Annotated in this window: 13 protein-coding genes and 1 tRNA gene; 6 read left to right on the forward strand and 8 right to left on the reverse strand. The window is 55.3% G+C overall.

What is annotated here, in order from left to right:
- Window positions 1-34: 34 nt before the first annotated feature.
- From O2597_RS00685 to O2597_RS00695, 3 genes are all read right to left on the reverse strand, one after another.
- Window positions 35-5,707 (reverse strand): PKD domain-containing protein, encoded by a 5,673-nt coding sequence (locus O2597_RS00685; RefSeq protein ID WP_269522244.1) that lies wholly within the window; start codon window positions 5,705-5,707, stop codon window positions 35-37.
- A gap of 561 nt (window positions 5,708-6,268) precedes the next feature.
- Window positions 6,269-7,300: a glycoside hydrolase family 113 protein gene (locus tag O2597_RS00690; RefSeq protein ID WP_269522246.1), complete on the reverse strand. Its 1,032-nt coding sequence runs from the start codon at window positions 7,298-7,300 to the stop codon at window positions 6,269-6,271.
- Window positions 7,301-7,871: 571 nt separating this feature from the next.
- Window positions 7,872-8,705, reverse strand: a complete 834-nt coding sequence (locus O2597_RS00695; RefSeq protein ID WP_269522247.1) for a LamG domain-containing protein — start codon at window positions 8,703-8,705, stop codon at window positions 7,872-7,874.
- 122 nt (window positions 8,706-8,827) lie between these two features.
- Here O2597_RS00695 and O2597_RS00700 point away from each other — a divergent pair, with 122 nt between their 5' ends.
- The 5 genes from O2597_RS00700 (at window position 8,828) to O2597_RS00720 (ending at window position 14,527) form a co-directional block, all read left to right on the forward strand.
- Entirely contained in the window at window positions 8,828-9,700 is an 873-nt protein-coding gene (locus tag O2597_RS00700) for a helix-turn-helix domain-containing protein (RefSeq protein ID WP_269522248.1), read from the forward strand.
- A gap of 94 nt (window positions 9,701-9,794) precedes the next feature.
- Window positions 9,795-11,483: a glycoside hydrolase family 5 protein gene (locus tag O2597_RS00705; RefSeq protein WP_269522249.1), complete on the forward strand. Its 1,689-nt coding sequence runs from the start codon at window positions 9,795-9,797 to the stop codon at window positions 11,481-11,483.
- Window positions 11,484-11,502: 19 nt separating this feature from the next.
- The gene (locus tag O2597_RS00710; RefSeq protein WP_269522250.1) at window positions 11,503-12,660 is read left to right on the forward strand and encodes a glycoside hydrolase family 5 protein; all 1,158 of its coding nucleotides are present in this window, start codon (window positions 11,503-11,505) and stop codon (window positions 12,658-12,660) included.
- Window positions 12,661-12,692: 32 nt separating this feature from the next.
- Window positions 12,693-13,688 (forward strand): glycoside hydrolase family 130 protein, encoded by a 996-nt coding sequence (locus tag O2597_RS00715; RefSeq protein WP_269522251.1) that lies wholly within the window; start codon window positions 12,693-12,695, stop codon window positions 13,686-13,688.
- Between the two features lie 152 nt (window positions 13,689-13,840).
- A complete protein-coding gene (locus O2597_RS00720) occupies window positions 13,841-14,527 on the forward strand; it encodes a prepilin-type N-terminal cleavage/methylation domain-containing protein (RefSeq protein ID WP_269522252.1) in 687 nt (228 codons plus the stop codon).
- A 108-nt stretch (window positions 14,528-14,635) separates the two neighbouring features.
- Here the strand turns inward: O2597_RS00720 and O2597_RS00725 are convergent, their stop codons facing one another.
- The 5 genes from O2597_RS00725 to O2597_RS00745 form a co-directional block, all read right to left on the reverse strand.
- Window positions 14,636-15,382, reverse strand: a complete 747-nt coding sequence (locus O2597_RS00725) for a hypothetical protein (RefSeq protein ID WP_269522253.1) — start codon at window positions 15,380-15,382, stop codon at window positions 14,636-14,638.
- A gap of 34 nt (window positions 15,383-15,416) precedes the next feature.
- A complete protein-coding gene (locus O2597_RS00730) occupies window positions 15,417-16,127 on the reverse strand; it encodes a hypothetical protein (protein WP_269522254.1) in 711 nt (236 codons plus the stop codon).
- Between the two features lie 14 nt (window positions 16,128-16,141).
- Window positions 16,142-19,768: a hypothetical protein gene (locus tag O2597_RS00735; protein ID WP_269522255.1), complete on the reverse strand. Its 3,627-nt coding sequence runs from the start codon at window positions 19,766-19,768 to the stop codon at window positions 16,142-16,144.
- Window positions 19,769-20,359: 591 nt separating this feature from the next.
- Window positions 20,360-22,555, reverse strand: a complete 2,196-nt coding sequence (locus O2597_RS00740; RefSeq protein ID WP_269522256.1) for a glycoside hydrolase family 5 protein — start codon at window positions 22,553-22,555, stop codon at window positions 20,360-20,362.
- Window positions 22,556-22,740: 185 nt separating this feature from the next.
- A tRNA-Phe gene (locus tag O2597_RS00745) sits at window positions 22,741-22,816 on the reverse strand.
- Window positions 22,817-22,991: 175 nt separating this feature from the next.
- On the opposite strand from O2597_RS00745, the gene O2597_RS00750 reads away from it, so the two are divergent.
- Window positions 22,992-24,119, forward strand: coding sequence for an efflux RND transporter periplasmic adaptor subunit (locus tag O2597_RS00750; protein ID WP_269522257.1), 1,128 nt, complete (start codon window positions 22,992-22,994; stop codon window positions 24,117-24,119).
- Window positions 24,120-24,131 lie beyond the last annotated feature (12 nt).

Here is a 24,131-nt window from a genome sequence, read left to right on the forward strand (position 1 = left end):
ATTTTTCGAAGGCGAGACGAACGATTTAGAAAGCTTATTCACTAATACGTAGTTTCAAGAACTGACTGTCTTCTGCGGCATCGGTTTTAACCCAGACACGCATCAGGTCCGCATCCCCATCAGAGCCTACCTGCTCCTCAATCACATTCACGTCATCGACCAGCAGGCTGTCCCAGGTTTGCAGGTTGAAACTCGTCAGCAATTCGTAATTCAAGCCGGTCTCCGAAGCATTGACCCGGAAGTCAAAGACCAGCCAGGGACCGCCTGCGGTGCTCGCATCATAAGTCACCTGCGGAAGGTCGCCCGGCCCCACAGCTTGCAAGGGGTCCAAGCCCAAGGCAAAGCACAGGAAGTTACTCACGCCATCCCCGTTCGGATCGGCTCCGGCCGAAGCGTCTGCACCCATCCAGTCGATTCCGGCGGCCCAGATCTCATAGGCAGTCCCGGGAGTCGCCAGCACTTCCGGAATGAGAATAAAATCAAGGCGGTAAGCATCACCGCTATGCGTCACCAGAGGTACATAATTGACGCTATCGTAGCCCGTAATTTCACTGAAGCCGAAACCGTCGGTCGTCACCTGATCGATGAGGGTATACGTGCGGCTGTAATCGAAACCAGCACCCAGGTTCAGGTCCAGCGCGGGCCGGTCATAAGCGCGCAACCAATCACCGGTCTGGAAGAATGTGATCCGGTCACTATCATCCGTCGTATTCAAATCCAACTCAATCCGGCTTCCGGGATCAAAGACGAGTTTGCCGCCCTCATCGAAATTAAAGCAAAAGGTCTGGTTCGCCCCCGGATTGCCTGGCGACAGAACCGCATGGCTGCCCATGGTAAACCGGAAGTATTCCGGGCGGACACTGCCATAAATATTGCCGCCGCCACTGAGGACTTGGGCTTGGATGCCTCCCAGGGTAAAGTCGGCCTCGCCGCAGTCGAACTTCGCTCCCGGTGCCAGATTGATCTCGGATGTGTAGTCGAAGGACACCGAGTCTTCCAGGATGAAATAGCCGGTTTGCACAAAGGTGCGCCCCGTGTAGGTTTGATCCGAATACACCGAAAACCGTCCGTTCGGCGCGGCAAAGACCACATCGATATCACCCTCAATAACAGAACGAAGATTGATGCCTGTCGTGCTTGCGATACTGGCTTCAGCCACCATCAGGTAAAGCACGCCGGTGTCGGAGGTCACGACTCCCCGGTCGGAATCGTTCGACCCGATATACAGCGCCCGTCCGTCTTTGTCCCCAAACGCGAGTGATTCGGTGGTCAGGGTACCTCCCCCCAAATCCAGGGTGGTCGATGAACTCAATGAAATTGCCAGGCTGCGAACGGTGACGTCTCCGGCGAATTCCCCGCTCAGGGCCTGGGTTTTCACGACCACGTCACTGCTACTGTCGTAGCCCAACCAGGAGGCATCCGAAAGTGTCGCGCTCCCCTCCTCGCTCGCACGGACCATTAATTTCCCCGTCGAATCCGTGCAGAGGAAGCCCGCGTCTTTCGTGCCGCCGGTGGAGCCGTCCAAATATTCGGCCAGGCCGAAATTAACCGCCCAGGGGAAATAGGTGTTGGCCGGAAGGCCATGTCCCTCCAGGACCAAGCCGTTCCCGGAAGTCACCCCCAAGCCTCCGGTCGTGTAGGTATTCATCGTTACCAGCGTCCCCATTCCGGTCACACCGCGGTCCAAGCCGTTTGCCAGTGACAGGGTCAAAATGCCCAAATTTGAGCTCCGGCCTCCGTAGCAATACAACATGCCGCTGCCATCGAGGATCACCCGGTCCACCGACTCGGTAATGGAGAAACTGTCGTTCGGGACGGTAAAGCGCAGAGACCCGACCCCGAAGCGCAGTCCTGCGGCATCGGAGATACGGTCGTCACTGGTCGAGTTATAATAGACGCGCGTATAGGCGATATTCCCGATCAGGGCCAGACTGTCGATATTCGGCAAGCCCGTCGCATTTGAGGAGGAGGAGCCGATGTTCAGGTTGCCTGAGTGAACCAGCGCTTCACCGCTCAGAACGGAGCTTTCCAGATCCATGTAGCGACTGTAGCTCGGCGAGCCGTCAAAGGTATCGACCCGGAAATTGAAGCCGTGGGAACCGCCCAGCAGCACAGCGCCCTTGCCGGACACGCCGCCCCGGCGTTTAAAGTTCAATCCGATATTACTGCCGGTATCAAAGTTGATGTGAATCCATGGGTCCTCGCCGAGGGTCAGCGTACGATCCGTACTGTCCAAACTGGTCAAATCGAACTCCTTTTTGAGCGCTCCCTCGGGGAAGTAAGCGGTGATCGAGCCCGCCACGACATCTTCCGCCAAACGGACATCGGGTGTAATAGTCGAGTTATAGCTGGAGTCCACCCGCAGGAAGGCATGTGCCCCTTCAGTCCATGCCTGGAAGCCATCCGTTACCGCGGGGTCCGGATTCCAGTTCAGCAAGCTACTGTTCCAGGTACCATCCATGTTCGCGTAATCGTCGGCCAGTTCGTCGATGCTCGTACCAGCGAGGTCGGAAGCACCACCGCCCCACCACAGCACATTGCTCGCAGTCACCACCACGGTCACCTCATCGCTGACTTCCACGCCATTGGCCACCACAGTCAGAGCGAAGACATAGCTGCCGCTGACCGTAGGTGTAAAGCTCATGCTGAGCTGGTCCGGGTTCGTCAAAGTCAGCGTTTCCGGACCGGAAACGAGCGTCCATTCCAGCGCAAGGCTGTCACCGTCCAAGTCATAGGCTTCTCCGGCCAAAGAAACCAGATCACCGGGTGCAACATATCGGTTGCCGCCTGCGGAGACAAAGGGGTCGAGATCGCCTTCGCTCAAGTTCACGATCACCGAATCGGAGTCGCTGCCGCCGGCATTGCTGACAACCAGCTCAAATTCATAGGTACCGGCAACCGCAGCGGAAAAATCCGGCTGTGCCGTCGAGGCGGCATTCAGGACTACGGCAGGGCCGGACACTTGGCTCCAGCTATAGCTCAAGTCCAATCCCTCCGAATCGCTCCCGTCCAGAGTGACCAGGTAATTCCCATCGGTGAGTGTCTGGTCCGCACCGGCATCCGCCACCGGAATCGCCAGTGCACTCTGGCCAAATACGGCGATATCCCAGGCGCGTTGGGCGGAATTGTCGCCCGATTTGCCGATGCCGCAAATGGCACTGGAAGCGGTGTTCCAGATATAAATACGAAATTCAACCGGGTCCGCCACATTCTGCAAAGCGCCGAACGCACTCGTATCCGCCGAACAGATCACCCCGCCGTTGTCGGATTGGTGAAATGCCTCGATCAGGGAGCCTTGCTCCAGCGGTAGTGTCGTGTAGCTCGCGAAGCCGTCCGTGCTCATACGTAGCTCGGCATTGATCGCCGGATAAGGATCCGAAATCGCCGCCCCACTGCTGTAGAGGAAGAAAGTGACCCGGTCCACCGAGACGGTGGAACCGCTTTGAGGGGCCAGAGTCCAAGCCACATAATCAATTGTGTTCAAACTACCCGAATCCGCTCCGGACATACCGAAAGCTTCGGAAGTCGTCTTTATCTTCAGTCCGCCGCCCAGCACCAAGCTCGCGGGCTCAATGCGGAAATTGTTGAACGTGCTCGACGGAGCGGAAAGCGAATCGAGCCAGGACCACCCCAGCAGAATGTCCGTATCCGCCGGGGCCACCACACGGATCGCCATCTCGACCGGCTCACTCTGCTGCAATCCGTCACTCAAGCAATAAGTCAAGCGGTCGCCCCCCAGATAATCGGTCGACGAAACGTAATACGCCTGGCCGTCGCTCCAGCGCAGCTGGCCATTCTCCGGATTCTTGATCACCACCGGGAAAAAGTCATCCCCGTCCGCATCAACCCCGGGGAAGTGCAAACGTGTCGGAGCATTGCTCGCAACTGGAACGACAGCGTCAGGTGCTTCGGGAACCGGCGCCTGCGATCCGCTACCGTCTTCACGAAGAAGGGCAAAGATGCCCTCCGATTGATTGTAGTAGCTACCTGTCTCGATCTCAGTTAAGGCCACGGCCCGCACCTGGTAATAGGTATCTCCACTTTCCGGAACAGAGGTATCCGTAAAACTCACCGCATCGGCGGCAAGCAGGTCGGTGTTTAAGCGCGTGTATGCCCCCAAACGCTCCTGCGAGCGATAGACATGAAAGCCGACACGAGTCGAATCCTCCGGAACCGACCAGCTCAGGACGGCATTGCCCTCCGACTGGGACACCTGCAGGTTAGCGGCCGGTTGAACGGGATTCAAACGTATGGTGGGATCCCCCATCATGTTGATGTGGACATAGTGTGGAAAGCTACCGGTGTGATAGTAGTCCGTCGTTCTCCCGAGACTCGAATTGGAATAGTTATTCACGGCTCGCAGGAGCGAATAGCCGGCAGTCTGCCCGACTGCCATCTGGTGAAAATAGTAATTCGGGCGTGCCCCCCAGAGCGTATTCAGCCCCCAGTCCGGCTGGGCCAAGACCCCGCGCATCGGTGCATTGCTGCGCGCCCAGTGTTGATTGTAACTGGCGAAGATAAATCCGATCAGCGTCTTGTTTTCGACCGCAGTATATTGGTCCTCTACGGTGCCACTTTGCATCAAGAAACGCCCCGCCATCAACATCGGTTGATACGACAAGGTCGGCCTAAAACCAGCCGTGCTCACCCGGTCATCACCAAACATCGGAAGCATCCATTGATACATCACATCAAGATAGGTATCATAATAATCGTTCAGCGCACGGTAAGGGATCTCCCGGTAGCCATGCTTCCATGCATGCGCTTTCTGAATATAATCCCGCAGATACTCACGTTCTCCTTTGCGGTAGGCAGTCATACCGGAGAAATCGACACGTCCACTTTGCAATTCGACGACGGATGGAATCGCATTCTGGTCGAACTTACCATCTCCGGGTATATTATCGACTTCAGCGGGATCACCTCCCGAGTAATCCTGGTCTAAAGTCGTATCCGTCCAGACCCCGTCCAAATCCGCATAATACTGGTCCGTCTCATGCGCACGCCCCGGAGCATGTCCATCCGGAGCAATCAAGCCCGAGCGCGCGATCGGCAAATGGCCAAAGAGATAGAGCGAGTTAATGTCGGGGTTGTCAGTGCAGGCCTGCACAATGGCCGCCTTCAAATCCTGATGCGTGCCGACGCCTTCAGGTGCGAAATCCATACGCTCGACAATCCAGCCATCCGCCACCAGGTCCATCTCGAGCAGACTTAACTCAGCTCCCAACACCGCCGCGACTTCCGAATCCACCACAAGCAACAAGGTGCCGGGATTTTCGTAGAGCGGTGCTTCGACCGAGACCCCGACGTAAGCATATTCAGTACTGTAACTCGCACCTTTTGCCGTGCTGTAGTAATACGGACGAAGGACCTTATATTCATAGCGCCGCCCGACTTCGACAGTCGTATCGACATACTCAATACCCGGATAGTCGACAGTCTGCAGTTCGACAAACCCCGCATTGGCTTCCGATCCGTCCTGCCCGAAGTCACGACGATAGATCACGACTTCGCCGTCAGCGGTATCGCCATCGTCCTGAAGCTGCTGGTCCCAAGTGAGCGTGACAGATGGTGACGCGCCGACATCCACTGAAGTCTGAACCTCGATACGACCGGTATAGGCCGCATAGATGCTCGGGACTTGTGCGAGCGCAAAAGCACCTAAGGCTAGCAGTTTTAAAAGAAAATTGGGGCGACTCAGCTTCATGTTACGGCTATTCCATTTGTAAGACATCGAGCAGCAGCGCACTGAAATCGCAGACTACCGGCAGACTCGTTTGCATAGGGGAAACCATATCCCTGCACCGGTCCCCGACTGATTCAACGCATTGAAAACGCAATAGATTGCATCCATTAATTGTCCAGTGCCCCCACCCTCAAATAACGCTTCGAATAAAAGACTTGATCCGTAGTGGCGACTTTCCCGGCCTAAGCTTCGCCTATCATGAGCTTGTCGAATGGCCGAAGCACAGTCGCCATCCAGGCTAAGCACGTGCAAGCGCAATATGGCAGCTAAAGCGAATGGCACTACTTTAAGCTTCTTATCGTAGTGGCGACTTCAGTCGCCATCGAGCCGAGGTGGCTTAGGATGCTGAATATGGCAGCTAAAGCAGCCACTACGAGCGACGCTTTGTTGCAATAGGAACCCTTCTATTTGTCCTTAAAGTAGTGCCATTCGCAGCTAAAGCAGCCACTCCCCCCCCTAGCCCCGAGTCAGCCTAAAGATTCGATGAACCTGCTTCAGTTTGCGCCATTCCAGACTGCCCGCTTACTCCGCGGAACGCATGAAATCCTTTTTAAGGGTCTCGTAGGATAGTTTGGGCTGCCCCTCCTGATCCAGTAGGCCCCAGGCAGTCTCGGCCGGACAATCCGGCTTCTTGCACTGCCAGCATCGCTTTGCATCACGCCAGTTGTAGTAGATCGCGCCGAGCACGAAGGGCTTCCCACGAAAAATACGCAGGGACTCCTGCAGGTAAGCAGCCTGAACCGCCTCACTGTGTTCCCCCCTCCAGTGGAATTTCCATTTCTTGGACTCGCAGGGATAGAGTCCCGAAGCCGCCTCTTCCGGGCTCATGATGCCTCCGGCGGAGGCATAGCCGAACTCCTGGACAAGAACCGGCTTTCCGGTCAGGGCATGGAAATCGTCGAGGTAGGCATGCCAACTCTCCGGCCCCCCTTCCCGCCAGGATCCGGGGTAACTGTCAAAACCGGCGTAGTCGACCGGCAAGGTGGGATCCCCATAAATCCCCTCCGCCACAACGAGCCCCTCATGCGCGTCGGTGTTGCCGTCCACCTCTCCGGGGAGCGAGGGGAACAAGGTAATATTGATCCCGACCTTTAAGTCGGGCCGGACCGACTTCATCGCGCGGATGCCTGTTTTCAGGAACTTGACCGACTGGACCAGATCCAACTGGTCCCGGAAAATCCAAATGTCCAGCTCGTTGGCCACCTGCCACCACTGGATCCACTCGCCGAAGGTCTCTGCCAAAAAACGGCAAATCCGGTCATAGGCTTGGTAATATTCGTGACTCCCCGGCTCAAGCGAGACAGCGGCCATCTCACGCGGTCCGGGCGTGATACCGATCAACCGAAACCCTTCCCCGCACAAGTCACGAACCCGTGCGGAAGCCTGACGGAAGCCTTCCCCCTGAGGACGCCCCTGAACGAAAGCAGCGAGGTCAAACTTAAAGTCACCGAAGCGCAAGCAGCCGATTCCGGCATCTTTCATCAACGAAAAATCCCGCGCTTCCAGTGATGGCAGTTGAGCCGCCACACCAAACATGAATTCTGTGGTTTCCATAAAGTATTAGAAAAAAAAATGCGAGTCGGCAGCGTGTACCTAGTGCATAGAGTTCTGCTCAAACCAGCGAAAGCTGACAATCCTCCTTGTATGCAATTACTTGCGTAGCGGCCTTCCATGACCTCAAGCACGGAAACTTGATAATCTCGCCCGCAACAAAAATTCGGACTGGTACGACGCACATGGCGGCTCAAGCCGCCACTACGGCTGACGCAACGGTTTCTCCGTAGCGGTGGCTTCAGCCACCGTCTCTGTAGCTGAGAAGGCACCCAGTCACCCGCAAGTTCAATCCCTTCCGTAAGTCCGAGCCATTCACGATGAACCATAAAAAAGCGGGATGCCCCGAAGGTGCACCCCGCTTTCGACAATGGTTAAACTGTAACTATTCCGGCCGGCCCGCCTGAGGACGGCGCACGGCGCAAAACAAAGTCACCAAGCCAAGGACCTTCACATCGGTCTGAAGTTCCGTCGGAATCGTTATTATTTTGAAATTAAGAAAACCTGTCCGTTCAGACCATAGCAACAGCCCAAAACGTTGAACCCGAAGAAGCCAGCGTCAACGCCGCCGGCACTACTTCCGCTGGCGGCGGGCAAAAACGAAGAGCAACCCGATCAGTCCCAGACCCATCGCGTATGTAGAAGGCTCCGGAATCACTGCAACACGCAGTCCTTCCAACTCGGAAAGGCTCAAAGCACCGTCGTAAATCCGGACATCGTTGAAGAGCGAGACGGGAGTGCGGTCATTTCCTGTTGCAGGGGTCCCTCCAATTTCCAAATCCGCGGTACTTGTGACAATTGATCCGCTCTTCTGCGCACCACTAGTCAATGCCAGCGATGTCGACTCATTGCCCACATAGAAGAAGACATTATCGCCGGATACGATCGAGCTGTCGTAAGTGACCGCGACAAAGACCCACTCAGTGGTTTGCAATGCAGCATCATCGCTGGAATAGACAGCGCCCGAAGTGCTGTTAAAGTTGAATACCAGGCGGTAGTCTCCAGAACTCGTGCCAGAGTTAGTCAAGTAAAAGTCAAAGCCTGTGCTGGAAGTCACATTCGAGAGAAGACGATCCGTGTCGTTGAAAGAGCTGATGTTCACCCACATCGCAATAGTAATGGCATCGAGCCCAAAAGCCGAATTGTCCGAGGTATCCGCCCTGAAGAAATTCTGCGAACCAACACTGTCCGTGGAAAGTGCCTGGCTGAATGAGCCCGCCCCCCCTGCCGTAAAGCCGGCATCGTTGAGCAGTGCTCCGTCGATTCCGAGACTTCCCGAATCCGCTACGGTCCCGTCCAGGGTATAGTGGGAGATGAGCGTCTGGGCCTCTGAACTCAGAGCCATGGCCACGAAAAGCGCCGTCGTAGCGGTCAACTTACCGATGATTTTTGGAGTTAATGATGTCATAACAAAGTAGCGTTATTTAGGATAATTTGGGTGTTAAATACGGATCGGATTCTGTTCCTACAGCCGATCCGGACAACTCAAATGGCTTGCCAGAATTGCACAAATAATTGTGAATTACACTCATGCTTACCAATAAGTCCGCTCCCCTGCGCTATCTCGACTGGAACAACCTGCGCTTCCAACTGCTCTGGATTTATGAAGGCTCCCCCTCGAGTAATGTACGTCAGGTTCGCCATGCGCTCCCCGGCTTATCGGCCTGGTGGGTCCGGAAAGGAAGCGTATCCATTCAGGGCGGCGGCGAAGAAGTCACCGGACTTGCCGGTGATTGGGTCTTCCCCCCATTCGAAGGAGACCAGCGCTCCTTCAGCCCGGACTTCCAATTCGTTTCTCTTCGCTTTATGGCAAGTTGGACTGAAGACCGGGAAGCGATACAAGAAGAAGTGCCACGCAAATGCAGCGCCGAGGATTACCCCAAACTGGAACGGGCAACCCATAAGCTGATGAAGATTAGCGGTAAGAAGATGCTCGAGGCCAAAAACCAGATGCAGTTCGTAACGGTCAAAATGCAGAACTTCTTAAGTATACAGTGCGCATTTCTGGAGTGGATACAAATCTACTTCCGGGTGATGGAAGACTTGGGTGCCCAAACCTACCGACTGGTCACGACGGACGACCGGGTCAACGATGCCAAGACCTATCTCGAACGTGCCCCCATCGACCATCCGATGCGCGAACAGGATGTTGCGAAAGTCATCGGGATCAGCGTGGCTCAACTCAATCGTCTCTTCGTGAAGGATATGGGCATGACTCCTTGCGGCTATTTTAACCGGCGCAAAGAGGAACATGCCAAGAAGATGCTGGTCCAGACATCGACCCCGATCAAGCGGATCGGCTACGAGTTGGGCTTCAACGACCCGGCCAACTTCACAAACTGGTTCCAGTCGAAGACGGGACAAAGCCCCAAAGCGTACCGGAAGGCAATCCTGGAGAGTTAGCCTCTGGCCGAAACACGGAAGGCAACTACTTGCGTGACAAATGCTTTGTCGCTTGCCCGCAAGAAATCTGGTATAGGCATTTTCCCCGCACACCATGTATTTAATAAGACATCTCCCCCTCTGTATCCTGTTTGTCATTCCCTTCCTCGCGCAGGCAGCCGACAAGACGGATGCCCCCCGGCTCTCATCCGAGCTTGCGCCTTCCTACATACAGAACGGCGACTTTGAAAGCGCGCTCAGCGAGGGACAGGTTCCCGAATCCTGGCGCGCCGGCACAGAGGGCAAAATCGAACGCTTGAATGAAGAGGATGGTTATGCCTACATGCGCTTAACCGCCCTAGCGGAAAACCAACTGGTTCAATTAGTACAGGACGCCCCCTTGCCCGAAGGCCTGAAGGGCGTCGTCTTCCATGCCCGATTCCGGAACGAGAATGTCCAGTTCGGCAAGGGCGGCTGGCTCTGCGATGCGCGTGCGCGCTTCCGCTTCTACGACGCCGACATGCAACCGGTGGGCCCAAAGCTCAAGGATATCATTTTCTTTTCCCAGGCCCAGCCCTGGACCCAGATCTCACGCGACTACCTCGTGCCGGAAGGCGCGGCCTATTTCCGGGTCAACTTGTGCCTGAACCGTCCCAAGTCAGGCATCCTTGATCTCGACGAGGTCCGACTGCTTGCCATGTCCGAAGACCGATTCCAGGAGCTCGAAGCGGCACGCTTGGAAAAGATTCGCAAGAAGGAAGCCGAAGCACTCAAAAAGGTCGAGGACGAGAAAATCATCCAAACGATGCTGCAGGCCGAACCAAAGACCCGGCAGTTGGGTGTGTATGGAAACCGTCTGGTCAACGCCGACCATGAGACGGTCATCCTGAAAGGCTTGAATATCGTCAGTCTGGAGTGGTCCCCAAAGGGCGAACACATCCACCGTTCCGTCAAAGTCGCCCTGCAGGAATGGCATGCCAACGCCATCCGTCTGCCGGTGCATCACGGCTTCTGGTTCGGTGAGGGCAAAGGCAGCAAGATTCCGTCAAACGATGCGGCCGCCTATCGCCAAATCGTTGACGATGCCGTGGCCATGGCGGCCGGCGAAGGCGCCTATGTCATACTCGACCTGCACAGTTACGGTGCGCCGCAGGAATTCGCCCGCCGCTTCTGGCTGGATGCGGCCGCACACTATGCCAACAACCCTGCCGTGCTCTTCGACCTTTACAATGAACCACACGGGATCGACTGGGAGCTCTGGCGCAACGGCGGGGAAAAGGAGGTCAAGAAGAAGGGCAGTAAGGAACCGGTCACCGTCCAGGTGGTCGGCATGCAGGCTTTGGTTGAAGCCGTCCGCTCGACCGGAGCCCGCAATGTGATCATCGCGGGTGGGCTCAGTTACGCCTTGGACCTCAGAGGCATCCTGAATGGTTACGCTCTTGAAGAGCAAGCCGGCGGCTTCGGCATCATGTATGCCACCCACTTCTATAACTGGCATGGAGGCTGGCAAAAACACTTCCTCGACATCGCCGAGAAATACCCGGTTCTGGTGGGTGAGTTTGGCGCGGACAAAAAGAAGATGTCCTTTATCCCGGGCAACCAGCAGGAGAATCCATACACCTGGGTGCCCGATGCACTCGGCATGGTCCAAAAGTACAATCTCAACTACACCGGCTTTTCCATGCACCCAAAGGCAACCCCCGTCCTGATCAAGGACTGGTCCTATGAACCCACCGACTTCTGGGGTGTCTTTCTGAAGGAGGCTCTTGAGGGCAAGACCTTCGAGATGAAAAAGATGCGCTAAGCCTCCCATTTTGAAACTTATGTCATTTATACGTATCCGCTTCGCCCTTACACGCCAGTACGCCTGCCTGGCCATTGTCCTGCTCGCGCTGGGCGGCTCCCCCAGCCAGGGGATGACGAAAGACCGCGACTATCCCAAGGATCCGCCTGCGGAAATGCCGCAACCTGAAAACTGGCCGGCGACACCCAAAGTCACCGGCAACCGACTGACGGATCCGGAAGGCAATGAGGTCTGGCTTCAGGGGGTCGCGATACCGGGTCTCGAAATCATCCCGGAAGGCCATGGTGCAGTCCACTCCACCATCGTGGCCATCGAGGACTGGAACGCGAACGTAGTGCGTCTGGCGATCAAGGACGATTTCTGGTACGGGCGCGGCAAGTCGCAAACCGACGGCGGACTCGCCTACCGGGCCATCGTGGATGCCGCAGTCCAAGCGGCCGCCAACCGCGGCGCCTATATCGTACTCGACCACCATCGCTACCGGGCGATCAAGCAGGAACAGATCCCCTTCTGGCAGGAACTCGCGACCCTCTACAAGAATCACCCGGCCGTGCTCTTCGACATCATCAACGAGCCGCATGAAATCAGCTGGGAAGTCTGGCGCAACGGCGGCTTCGTCGCCGAGAATACCGACAAGATCAACCAGGCCGGATTCCTCGATGACAAGACCATGCAAGCCAACCGGGGATTCGAGTCGCCGGGCATGCAAAAGATGGTCGAGGCGGTCCGTGCCACAGGCGCACGGAATGTCATTATCGCCGGTGGTCTGGATTGGGCCTACGACCTCTCCGGCATCCTGAAGGGTTACGCGCTGGAAGATCCCTCCGGAAACGGAATCATGTATTCCACCCACATCTACAACTGGAAACGGAACTGGCAGAAAGCCTTTCTCGATGCGGCCGAGCATCACCCGATCTTCATCGGGGAAGTCGGCGCGGACGTGAAAAAGATGAGCTTCATCCCGGAAGACCTACAGGAGGATCCTTATACCTGGGTGCCGGACATGCTCGGCGTCATCCAGCAATACCGCTTGAACTGGACCGCTTGGTCCTTCCATACCTGGGCCACTCCGGTCCTGCTGTCCGACTGGGCCCACTACACGCCCAGTCCCTTCTGGGGCGATTTCGCCAAACGCGCGCTGGCCGGTGAACAATTCGAGTTCGAGCGCCTAAGATAAGCACCTTTGAAATTAATTACTGATCCAACACAATGAAACGCTACGCTAAGAACCCTGTCCTCCATGAGGACGATATTCCATGGGACTGCATGTCCGTCTTCAACGCAGGTGTCTGCAAATGGGACGACGGCTATGTCATGCTCTTCCGCACGGATTCCGGCCCGAAAGAAGCACCCGATGCTTATCTGACCCGGGTCGGACTGGCCCGAAGCCAGGACGGCTACAGCTGGGAGGTCGACCCCGAACCGGTCTTCGATCAGCAAAAGATTCGCGAATGGCTCAAAGACCAGTACGACGTACGCTTCGGCGACAAGGAAGTCGTCCGTGTCTACGACCCGCGGATCACCGTGATTGATGGGGAAGCCTATTTTTGCTTCGCGGTGGATACCCACCATGGTATCCGTGGCGGCATCGCCAAGAGCACAGACCTGCGCAACTGGACCCTCCTTCATATCACGCTGCCGGAAGACCGCAACATGGTGCTCTTTCCCGAGCGCGTGAACGGCAAACTCGTTCGTCTGGACCGTCCCTTCCCGCTCTACCTGCGCGGTGGTCGTGAATCCTTCGACATCTGGATCAGCGACTCCCCCGACGGCGAGAACTGGGGCAACCACCGACTGCTACTCGCGGCCGAGGAAGTTCCCTTTGGCAACGCCAAGATCGGCCCCGGTGCCCCGCCCATCAAGACCGAAAAGGGCTGGCTCACCGCCTTCCACACGGTGGTGAAAGACGAGGAGAAGGATCTCTACGCATGGAGTCCAAACCCCTGGCGCAAGGAGTACATTGCCGGCCTCATGCTGCTCGACCTCAATGAACCCTGGAAGATCATCGGCATGTGCAAGGAACCGCTGTTGCGCGCCGAAGCCAAGTACGAGCTCGAAGGCTTCCGCGGATCCGTCATTTTCCCCGGCGGCTTTATCCTGGAAGACGACGGGATGGTGAAAATGTACTACGGCGCCGCCGATACCGTGGTGGCCCTGGCCGAAGCACCGGTCGAGGCGCTCCTCGCCTCGATTCAGCCCTTATAATCCACAGAACTCTGATACAAACGACCGGTGGGCTTCGACCCGCCGGTCGTTTTCGTTTCGGTATCTCCGAAAAGGCAACAAGTTGCGCGAAATAGAGATTGCGACTCGCCTGAAATCACGCAGGTTGCTATACTAACCCAAGCACCCCCCCCATGAGAGACTACTTCGCATTACTACCACAAAAAACACGATCACGCCAAGCCTTCACTCTGATCGAACTACTGATGGTCATAGCAATCCTGGTCATCCTGGCATCCATCCTGATCCCTGCGGTCAGCCAGGTAAAAACCAAGGCCAGTTCCGCACAATGCGCCACCCAGATCCGTACCATCGGCATGGCCCTCCAGATGTACTTGCAGGATAACGATAACATCCTCCCTTCAGGTGCCCCCTTTCAAAACAACCCGTTCTCAGGGCAAGGCCCTTACTACAACCGAGACCCGCGGCGCTTCCAAACCATGTTCGGCTCCTACTGGGACGTGCCCCGGGCCCAGAATTGGAGCACGACCGCATCCAAAATGGACTATGACGGCACCCTAGCCTGGCCCGCCTGGGAAAGCGGGCGTCGCAAGGACGGGGCTCCCAGCATGATCGGGCTCCTTCCGGTCGAGTTGACAACCAGCACGACCCGCAAGGCACCCACCTGGGGCAAGTCCTACACACAGATCGCGGATCCCTCCAACGCTCCCATGCTCACCGAGGTCGATGATTTGATCGCACCCGGTGCCTGGGGCGACGCACTGCCGACTGAACCGGTGCACGGGAACTACCGGAATACCTTATTCTTCGACGGGCATGTCGAGCAAATCGACAGCTCGATCAATTTGAGAAAACCCTAATACGAAACATCTCTGCACAAGGGATGCCAAGCCACTGCCGAATCTCACTCCTTCAGTGCTAGACTCAGCCCAGATCCTTGACGGCGGTTCACCTAGAAAGCCGTGTAGCTAATCAATCTCAAGCTCAGGGATTTCGACTTGCGCCGGATCGACCGGCCAATGCGGCAATGGGATCATCGTCACCGGACGCTCCGCCGACTTCGTAAAAAAGACATTTGCCCTCGATTCACTATTCAGTTCGACAACATTGTTAAAGAGCTTCCGCCACTTTCCTTTGTCATCGAAAGAAACATGCACGACTGTCGCGCCTTGGTTCAGTTGAATGTATGCAGTATCTTGGGCCGCAATCTGAACCCGATCACCTTGATTATAATCAATCCGGATCGCGTAGTCCGTAAAATTGTGTAACAACACAAAACGCTGGGGTAACAACTCTCCATTCTCGGGAACCGCATATAGATGATAGGAACGACGCCCTTTCGGAATCGCAAGGAGTGTGAAACGGCTTGCTCCTTGTGGGAAGGCCACACTCGCCACAGCATTCTCCTGCATACGTATTCTTTGAGGGCTCAGCCGTTTCTTATTTGAGTAAAACGCCAAGGTTTCCGGCCCCGTGTAATGCTGCGGTTCGGAACAGGAGTAGGACTCCAAGGCTTCTATCGTGCCACGCGTCGAATAACGCAAGGACGGCACATTGGTTTTCCATGCGAGGATTCGGAAATCGACAGAAACTTGAGCAGGCGGGGAAGCCTCCACCTGTGCCTGCAGAGGCTGTATCAGGTTCAAAAGTCCAGAAGACAGGAGTAAAAATAACAGAAACGTACCCTTCATCGATTTTGGATTGTACAAATTCACTCCGCCTAAAAGCGAGTGCAAAGCTATAGTGAGATTACTCAGCCAGCGCCGTACCTTCTTGACCCGGTTTGCTGGCTCCAGGCCATTTTGGCAAATTAAACATCGTTACTGGACGCGTCCCTTCGGATGCAAATATAATGTCTTTCGGTCCGGATTCGTTGAGTTCAGCGACGTTATTGAAGGCTCTCAGCCATTGCCCGTCCTGAAACCGTGCGACACGCAGAACGGTGGCCGGCCCGGCCAGATTGACCTTGTTGACGGCCGAAGGCGCAAGCCTTACGACCTTCTGACCATCATACTGGATCGCCAACTCATACTCTGTAAAGTTATGCATCCGGATGTAGGGTTCATTTGAATTAGAATCCTCAACCGGAATCGCATACATTTGGTAACGATCCTTGGCCACACGCGCAGTAACAATGATGTACTTGCTGGATTCAGCGGAGAACGCCACGGTTGCAACCGGTGTCGGCGCCTCCCCACCCGCAATAACCGGCTCCACCTGGCCTTTATAAAAAGCAAGTTCACGAGGGCCAGTATAGGTATGCACCTCAGTCAATGAAAATGGATCCCCAAGCGCTTCGATTTTCTGGTTTCCTGTATAATTAAGCTCCGGCAAAGTGCACTTCCACGAGTAAATCACGAATTCAACCGAAATCGGTCCATCCGCAGCGGCACCAGCCTGCGCAAAGAGGCCAACAGTCGTAATCAAGCTGCAAACAAAAGAAATGAAGAACTTACGCATAATTCCTACTTAGCTTAAATCTCATCGGCCGACAACCATCGGAAACTGACAATCTTATACCTACGCCCAAAATCCCGATTCACTGCTGCGCCGAGAGCGGAAGGTCCGTCAGTAGCGGCATCGGCATCGCTATCGACATAATCGACGGTTCGCTGTACCACTGCTTCACACCATGCACCGGCAAGTGCCGTTGAAGAATCGACCGGACTCAATACTTCACCATAGGTTCGGATCACGAACGTGTCGGAACGAGCCAACAGTGCAGAGCCAATCGCTTGCAGGATGTCACCTTGCATCAACCAGGCGGCGGATGCCGTCGTGGTTCGACCATATGGCCCCGGCTTGGCACTTTGATTCATATCCCACTCGATATGAGGGTTATCGAACTCCTTATCCGAGAAGTAAGCACGACGCGAATTATTGGAATCCGCTTTGTGGGACAAACTACTCGCAACTTCTCCATTAAAAAGAACCCGGTCTCCATATTCGCCCGCCGCATCGGCTTCGACCTGGATACCACCGACCTGGATAAAGCTGTTGATTCCCGCAGCTTCAGAGTCAATTGCCGCCTGCAATGGACCGGATAAACCACGCCCTTGGGGAACCGTAGGCGAAGCCAGATTCCCATCGCCATCCGCATCGTTGATATCCTCATTAAAGTCATCACTGGCAGGCACCAGCGTCCGGTTGATGAATTGCGAGAGCGTGACAAAAGGCCCTCTCGCACGTACTCGCTTCACCATCTCTCCAGCCAGCAGGTCGATCTCAGACGAGGTTAATCGACGATACCCCGCGTATGCATTATCCCCGGACCCGGAGGTTTGAAAGCTACCCGATGTATCCACGCTGTGCTGTGTTTGCCAAAGGGTACGTGGAAACGGTACACCGTCTGCAGTCGTATCATCATTCACCCGCAAATCATTCATTCCACTCAGCAAGGCGACCCATGCATCCTTCGAGGTGGAATTAATGTTGAATGCCCCTTTCACAGACAGCTGCTCGGCGGACTGCGGACTGCGCGCATCATTACTGGTAGCATCCGGCTCCAGTTGGTAGCGCAAATTCAATGGCTCGTAATCCGATCCGCTTTGCGGGATCCCGGAGAAGTAATAGCTGTCCCACAAGGCCGTGTTGAGAAGGTAGGATAGATCGAAGTACCGCGTACTGGCCGAAGATCCGTTTGTCGCCAATGAGTAATCATTACGGCGGGTTTCGATGGACTGACCACGCGTCACGAAAGGATTGAAATACGAATTACCAACAGCATAGCCCGGCACAAAGTTGATCGTACCATCCAGAGTCTCATCATCGGTCGAAATATTTGCATGCTGCAATTGGGCCAGAGACACGACCGGAAGCTGATCGGCAGAGCGGCGGGGAAAGTCATACAGCACTCCGGATAGCGCCGACTGGCGGATATCGTCGTTAAAATCTTCCGCCCACTGGGCCGGATGCAACGAGTCGGTGAATGCTGAAAAAATGTTGGTGCCAGCGGAACCTCCAGCCATGTTACGAATCACACCAGCGCCATACGAAGGAGGTGAATTCAGTACATTATCCCCCCCATTGTAATAGACATTTGGATTCGAGATTGTTTTCGAGCGAATATTGAAATCCTGGAAAGGCCGGCTCGTCACATAATAGCTGAATTCGTATTTTAATGAACTGGGTGAGGTCCAATCCATGGTACGTTGCGCTGGCGCAATGAATTTGAGATGCGCGCTTCCCATAACGGTACCGGCGAAGGAAATAACCTGGTTCGATCCCTTTCCTATTCTAAAGTGCTCAATGCGTTGGTAGATTTCACTCGTAGGACTACGCATTGTCAGGTTGAAATCACTATCGTATTGAAAAAGGGTCGCAGCGACATCACTGAACGATCCGGTTGAATCATAGGTGCTAAAATCAAGTGTGTCGGCGGCAGAGAAATAGTTGCTCGTCAAGATAGGATTGCTCGCGGTCCGGACTGAAAGCTGGATGGTATTCACAGGATCATCCACCGGATCGTTGTTGCCGCTCAGGACCTGATGATTCCCCTCGACGGCAAGCGTCACCGTTTGCCCCGGAGCAATGGTGAAGGAATTGGGCACCGTAAGCTTCACCGTGTCCAACATGCCGGTGGTCTCCGTTGTATTATCCGGCCCCCGCAAGATCCCGTAGGTTGCGAGAGTTGTTCCCTTCCCCTGACCTCTTGCCACGCGGATGATCAACCCGCGATCAAGGTTGGCTTTTCCGTCATTTTTAAGAACGAATTCAAGCTCATCGGCAGGCACATTGAGCGAAAAATTATATGGATTCGCCAAAACGATCGCAATATTGCACCGCAACGGCAGCGTAAAATCCTCTCCAGCAGGAAGAGTCTTGACGTTGTTGATTCGTGGATCCTCGGTAAAGAAGATCATCCGGAGCTGGGTGATGATGGGAGACACGCTCAGTTCCGTCGCAGTCTCCGGACGTATCGTCAGACTCTGTGAAGCCAGACTGGGATTCGTATTGTAAAACGAATACAACCAATCCCACTTGGGCGCATAATTCCCGCTCCCCCAATCAGGTGAATAGCTATCCTCAATGATCGCGTTCCCTTTGAGCGATGAGCTATTCCAGTTGCTGGATGATTCGAAATAATAGGTCAGATCGGTCTTTAATCCACCGTTCAGCACATCCGTAAGTAAGCCCTTGGAGTACAGCGTGATGTCATGAAAAGATTCCGCAATGGTCTCATCGGTCAAATTCGGGCTAATCAGCTTCGCCTGACTCATCGCATTGAAGCGAGTGAAGTATTCGGCTGCGCTCGCATCATCGGCCCCCGGATAAGTGTCCCAACCGGGAAGCATTTCAATACCGGACCTGGCCGCACTCATCAGCCTCAAGCGTGCCTCGGCTCCAGCACTGTTATTGGCATCGGGACTTTCAGATCCGGCGTAGGGATCATTCAGCGCATAAGATGCCTTGACCCCCTCGTCGCCGACCCACCAGGCATAGCGACCGGAGGGGCTATTTGTGCCGGAATTTGCGGCAATATCCTGCATCGGTGCAATGACATAGCGCTCACTGGCATTCTCTCCATCAATGGGGTTCACACCGGCGGTGCCGGGACCGACCAGTAAAACCGCTTTTTGACCGGATGCCTGAATTTCCAAACCCGCGTAGCTCGTAGAACTGCTCCATGATGCCGGATCCGCAGGATCTAAGCCGGCCGTCGACCAGTCAATCGAATCCCCCGGAGTAAAACTGCTCGGATCCGAACTCACCACCCAACCATCCGAGTCGACCGAAAATACGTTGTTTTCATTACCACTAACCAACCAGTTCAATAGAACAGGACTGGGCGTCTCTTCATAGATAGAATTCGCAGGTATGCTGTAAGAGGTGCCGGCACGTCCCCAGACACCGGTCCACCAACGGCTGCCAGTCTGAACCGAAGGGGCACCACTCTCGCTAAGGCCATTCGAAGTCCCATTCACCGATTGGGTGTTTTTCGCAACACCGCCCGCGGCAAGACGGGATCCATCTGCTTCGGCAGCGATATCTGCAGTGGCCGTAACGCGCTGATCCGGCCCCGTAAGCTGTTGCAATTCACCGACTGCGAGATTCAAAGCCAGCAAGGCATTCTGACGCGCCTGCAGGCGTTGAAGATTCATACTCGCAGCGGTCGACTCAACCCGCGTCATCGCAACAAGCCCCAACAGCAACAGGAGAATGACAGAGAGTAAGCTCAGAGCCACAATGATCGCGAACCCCTCCCGAGTACTCGTGTCAGGGCCCAAGCAAAGCTTGTCTGTTAATTTAAGTCGTCGCATTAAATGAAGATTTTTTAGTATGCCCCTTTCAAATTAATATCCTCCAACCAATACGAATTCCTACTAGAGTGGAGTTTAGATGGGAAATGAGGTAGAGAAGCTACGAAGAGAGACAAAGACGTCAATTTTCAGAGCATTAAATGAATTCGGGATTTAACAAGAACATGACAGCGCAATAAGTTGCACATGCCGACAAAGGTCTTCGACTAAAGACCTCAGGATTCATCACAAAAACAGCTGAGAGCTTAAAGGCGGCGACCGCTAACTCAAATGGTTTCCCATCCAAAGCCGATTTGACGAGTCCCCCACAGCAGGGGCCTCGTGAGCGTGGGAAGCGTTGAAGTGCATCTTTTTCAGGAATCGAGGCCAGAGCGTAAAAAGCTCCCGTCTCGCGAGGAGACAGGAGCTTTGAAAAATATGCAGACGGAACAGCTAGCGTAGGCGACCGCTGAACTCGAACTCCTGACCCGAAAGCGCGTCCTTCGCCTGTTGTCCCCAGAACGGGGTCGGCGTGTAGGTCCAGTCCACCAGCATCCGCGGGCTGGCCCCCGGGTGCAGACACCAGGCGGTCCAGTTCAGCTTGTGCTTCTGGATCAGGCCCAGCATGTCAGGCACCCAAGTATCCCAATCCTCCTGGATATCGTGCGGCATGAAATTCATCTTCTTGGCATCGGCACCGACTTCCCCGACCAGGATCGGGTACTTCTCGGCCACATCGAGGAAGCTCTTTTGCCAGCCGCGCTTCCATGGATAGACGTGGGTGGAGTACATCACCCCGTTTCCACCGTGATCGTCGACCGCAAATCCGTTCAGGATGCCGGAAAGGTCATAGGCATAGTCCAGACCGCCGACCACTACGATATTACGGGCACCCACCGAACGCACCGCATCGACCAGGGCTTGCATACCGATGGATTCGAATCCGCGGGCATTCATCTTTTTCTCAATCTCGCTGAGGAAGGCATCTTCATCCCCTTCCTTTTTCTTGTCGGCGACAAAGCCGCCGTTGCGCCAAATTTCCCAGGTGGTGCCGTGCGGCTCATTCATCAAATCGAAGATCACGGCCGGGTGGTTCTTATAGACGGTGGCCGCCTCCTCCCAGAAGTCCGCATGGACTTGACGCGGCGAACGGTAACGGTGGAGGTCGAGCACAAGATAGGCGCCGCGGTTGGCAGCCATCACGACTGCATCGTTGATCAGCTTCTTGTACGCCTCGCCGCCTTCGCCAAACCAGTATTCCTCCTTCACGGGGAGACGGATCACATTGCCGTTCCACTCATCGAGAACGACTTGGATCGACTTCAAAATATTTTCACCTGCGGGGTTCCACTCCATGCTCGGTACATTCGAGCCCTGCAGCCAGACTTCCTCGCCTTCGGCATTGACCAGACGGTTGCCCTCCACGTGGAGTTCCGAAGGCCAATTCTCCTTCTTCGGCGCTTCCGCGTCCGCATGCAGGAAGGCACGCTCCGCATCCTTTTTCGCCTTGGCGACCCGTAACGGCTCCGCATCAATGGGAGCGAGCTTCAGGTTATTGAGATCCATGATACCGGATTTGACATTGAAAAGCGTGGGCATCAGCTCGAGTGAAACCGCGCCCTCCGGAACAAGCATCTTACGGCTACGGTGCTGCCAGCCATCGGTCGACCTTTTGCTGTAGGTATCACCGCCCCCAGACAGTTTCTTGCCGTTGATATCCAGGAATTTCATCATCACCCGGGCATCGTGCCAGGGCTGAGAGCCTTTCTTGATATTGGTCAGGCGCCAATCCCAGGACATCTCCAAGGCATCGACACCGGCCGGGATATCGATCTTGCTGTAGTACATGACCATCTTCTCTGGATTGTCGGACTGGATGCGCAAAAATAGGTCCCCGGCTTCATTCTCGTAACTCAGGCCTGCCTTCAATTTACCCCAGTGGTCGGGGCGGCCATCAGTATTGCCGTCCGCCTGCATGTCGCCATTCAGGATAATATTGCCGGTGTCCGCCAAAATCTTGGCGGCTTTGCCCTGACGCTTTGCCGCCTCGGCGCTCTGTTTTGCCTCACGCGCTGCCTTGGCTTCTGCGGCGGCTTCGCGCAAAGGAACCGGGTCCGTCGCGACCATCCGCATATCATCCAGATCATAGACGCCGGCCTTCACATTGAAGAGGCAGGGCATGAATTTGATCAGGACGGCGCCTTCCGGAACCAAAAAGGAAGTCTGCTTCGCCACCCAGCCTTGAGTGTCCTTGCTCGTATTGGGCGCACGTGGCGTCGGTCCCAGCTTTTTACGATTCGCATCCATGAACTCGATCATGATGCGGGCATCGAACCAGGACTTGTCGCCACGCTGCAATCCGGTGATTCGCTGCTTCCAGCTGAAGTCAATCGCCTGCACGCCTGCGGGAATCTTGATTTCAGTATAGAGCATGATCATCTTGCCAGGCTCCTGGCTGGTCATGCGGATGAAGTGGTTCCCCGCTTCAGCTTCCCAGGTCGCACCCGCCGGTTGCGGCCAGCCGGCCGGCCAGCTCTCCGTCGGGCCCGCGGGTTCAAAATCGGAATTCAATACGGTTTGCCCCTGAAGCGAGGCAGCAAAAGACCCCAGCATGCAGCAGAGGGGTAAGACATATCGAGATAGTTTCATAGGCTTGCTTGTGAGGTAGAATCCGGTCCTTCCGGATATTCTGGCAGACGTAAGGCCGGAAAGTTCCACGTTGTCCCCCGATTCTCAAGCGAAGTCCCACGCAATATGTTGCGAGGTGTATTATTCTACCAGATTCGAGACAATAAAAAGCCCGTAAGTCTCTCGAAATACGGGCTTTATAAAAATGGTGGCCAGACCCAGAATCGAACTGGGGACACAAGGATTTTCAGTCCTCTGCTCTACCAACTGAGCTATCTGGCCTTGGTTGGAAAACGCGGGATTAAGGGTTTTCGTTTAGGGCGCGTCAACTGAGTTTTTCAGATTTTTTTCGAGCAGGCGCAAGACAGGCCCTCTTTTCGCTGAAAAGCTCAAACAAGTGTTTGTATTTTCAGCATTTGCGCGCTGAGTTGTGCCTCGAACGAGATAAGCCCTAACCATGTCAAAGAAGATCACTTTCGCTCTCATCTTTGCGGCCGCCCTGGCTGTCGCCCTTGTCGCCATAGTCGGCACAAAGGTACTGCAATTTAAAGTCATGGGTGCCGCAGAGGCATCCACGAAGCCTCCATCCTCCACCATTTCGACCTTTACGGCGGAAAAGCAAAACTGGGGCGAGTCGCTGCGTGCGGTCGGATCGATCCAACCGGTACAGGGCGTGGCCTTGGAAGCGGAGGCCTCCGGCATCGTGAAATCGATCGATTTCACGAACGGCCAGCGGGTCCAGGCCGGAGACCTTCTTGTACAATTGGACATTGACGTGGAAAAGGCGCAGTTGAAAGCGGCTGAAGCCACCGCCAAACTGGCGGCCCTGGAGTACGAGCGGGCCAAGCGCCTGCGCGAAAGCGGAAATGTCCCCCAGAGCCAGCTGGACAGCGCCGTCGCCGACTTGGACAAGGCGAACGCGGACGTGGAAAACATCAAGGCCGTGATCGACCGGAAGACCGTCACCGCACCTTTCGATGGCCGCGTCGGCATCCGACAAATCAATCTGGGGCAGTTCGTCCCGCAGGGCGCACCGATTGTCGCACTGCAATCCTACGACAAGGTCTACGTGAACTTCACCCTCCCCCAACAGGCCTTGTCCAGGCTCGAAGTCGACTACCCCGTAACTCTGGAGACCGATGCCTTCCCGGGCCGTGAATTTGAAGGCCAGATAACCGCCTTAAGCCCGGAAATCGACCCGGTCACCCGCACCATCGAGGTGCAAGGCACGCTGGACAACCCAGAGGGCTTGCTACGAGCGGGCCTGTTTGTACGAGTGCGCATCATCTTACCGGTCGAGGAGGAAGTGCTGGTCGTGCCGGCAACTGCCATTCTCTACGCTCCCTTCGGGAATTCGGTGTACAAAGTACTACCTGCCGAAGAAGGCGAAGGGCTGATCGCCAAGCAGTTTTTCGTACGCCTGGGCCGTACGCAGGGCGACTACGTCTCGATTCTGGAAGGCGTCGAAGACGGAGACGCAGTCGTCTCGGCCGGCGCATTCAAACTGCGGAACAATACCCCGGTGAACATCGACAACGAGAACACACCGAAACCCAAGCTGGCCCCGAAGCCAGCCAACTCCTAAGCGAGCGCCCCA

The sequence above is a fragment of the Coraliomargarita parva genome (assembly GCF_027257905.1).
GTDB lineage: Bacteria > Verrucomicrobiota > Verrucomicrobiia > Opitutales > Coraliomargaritaceae > Coraliomargarita_A > Coraliomargarita_A parva.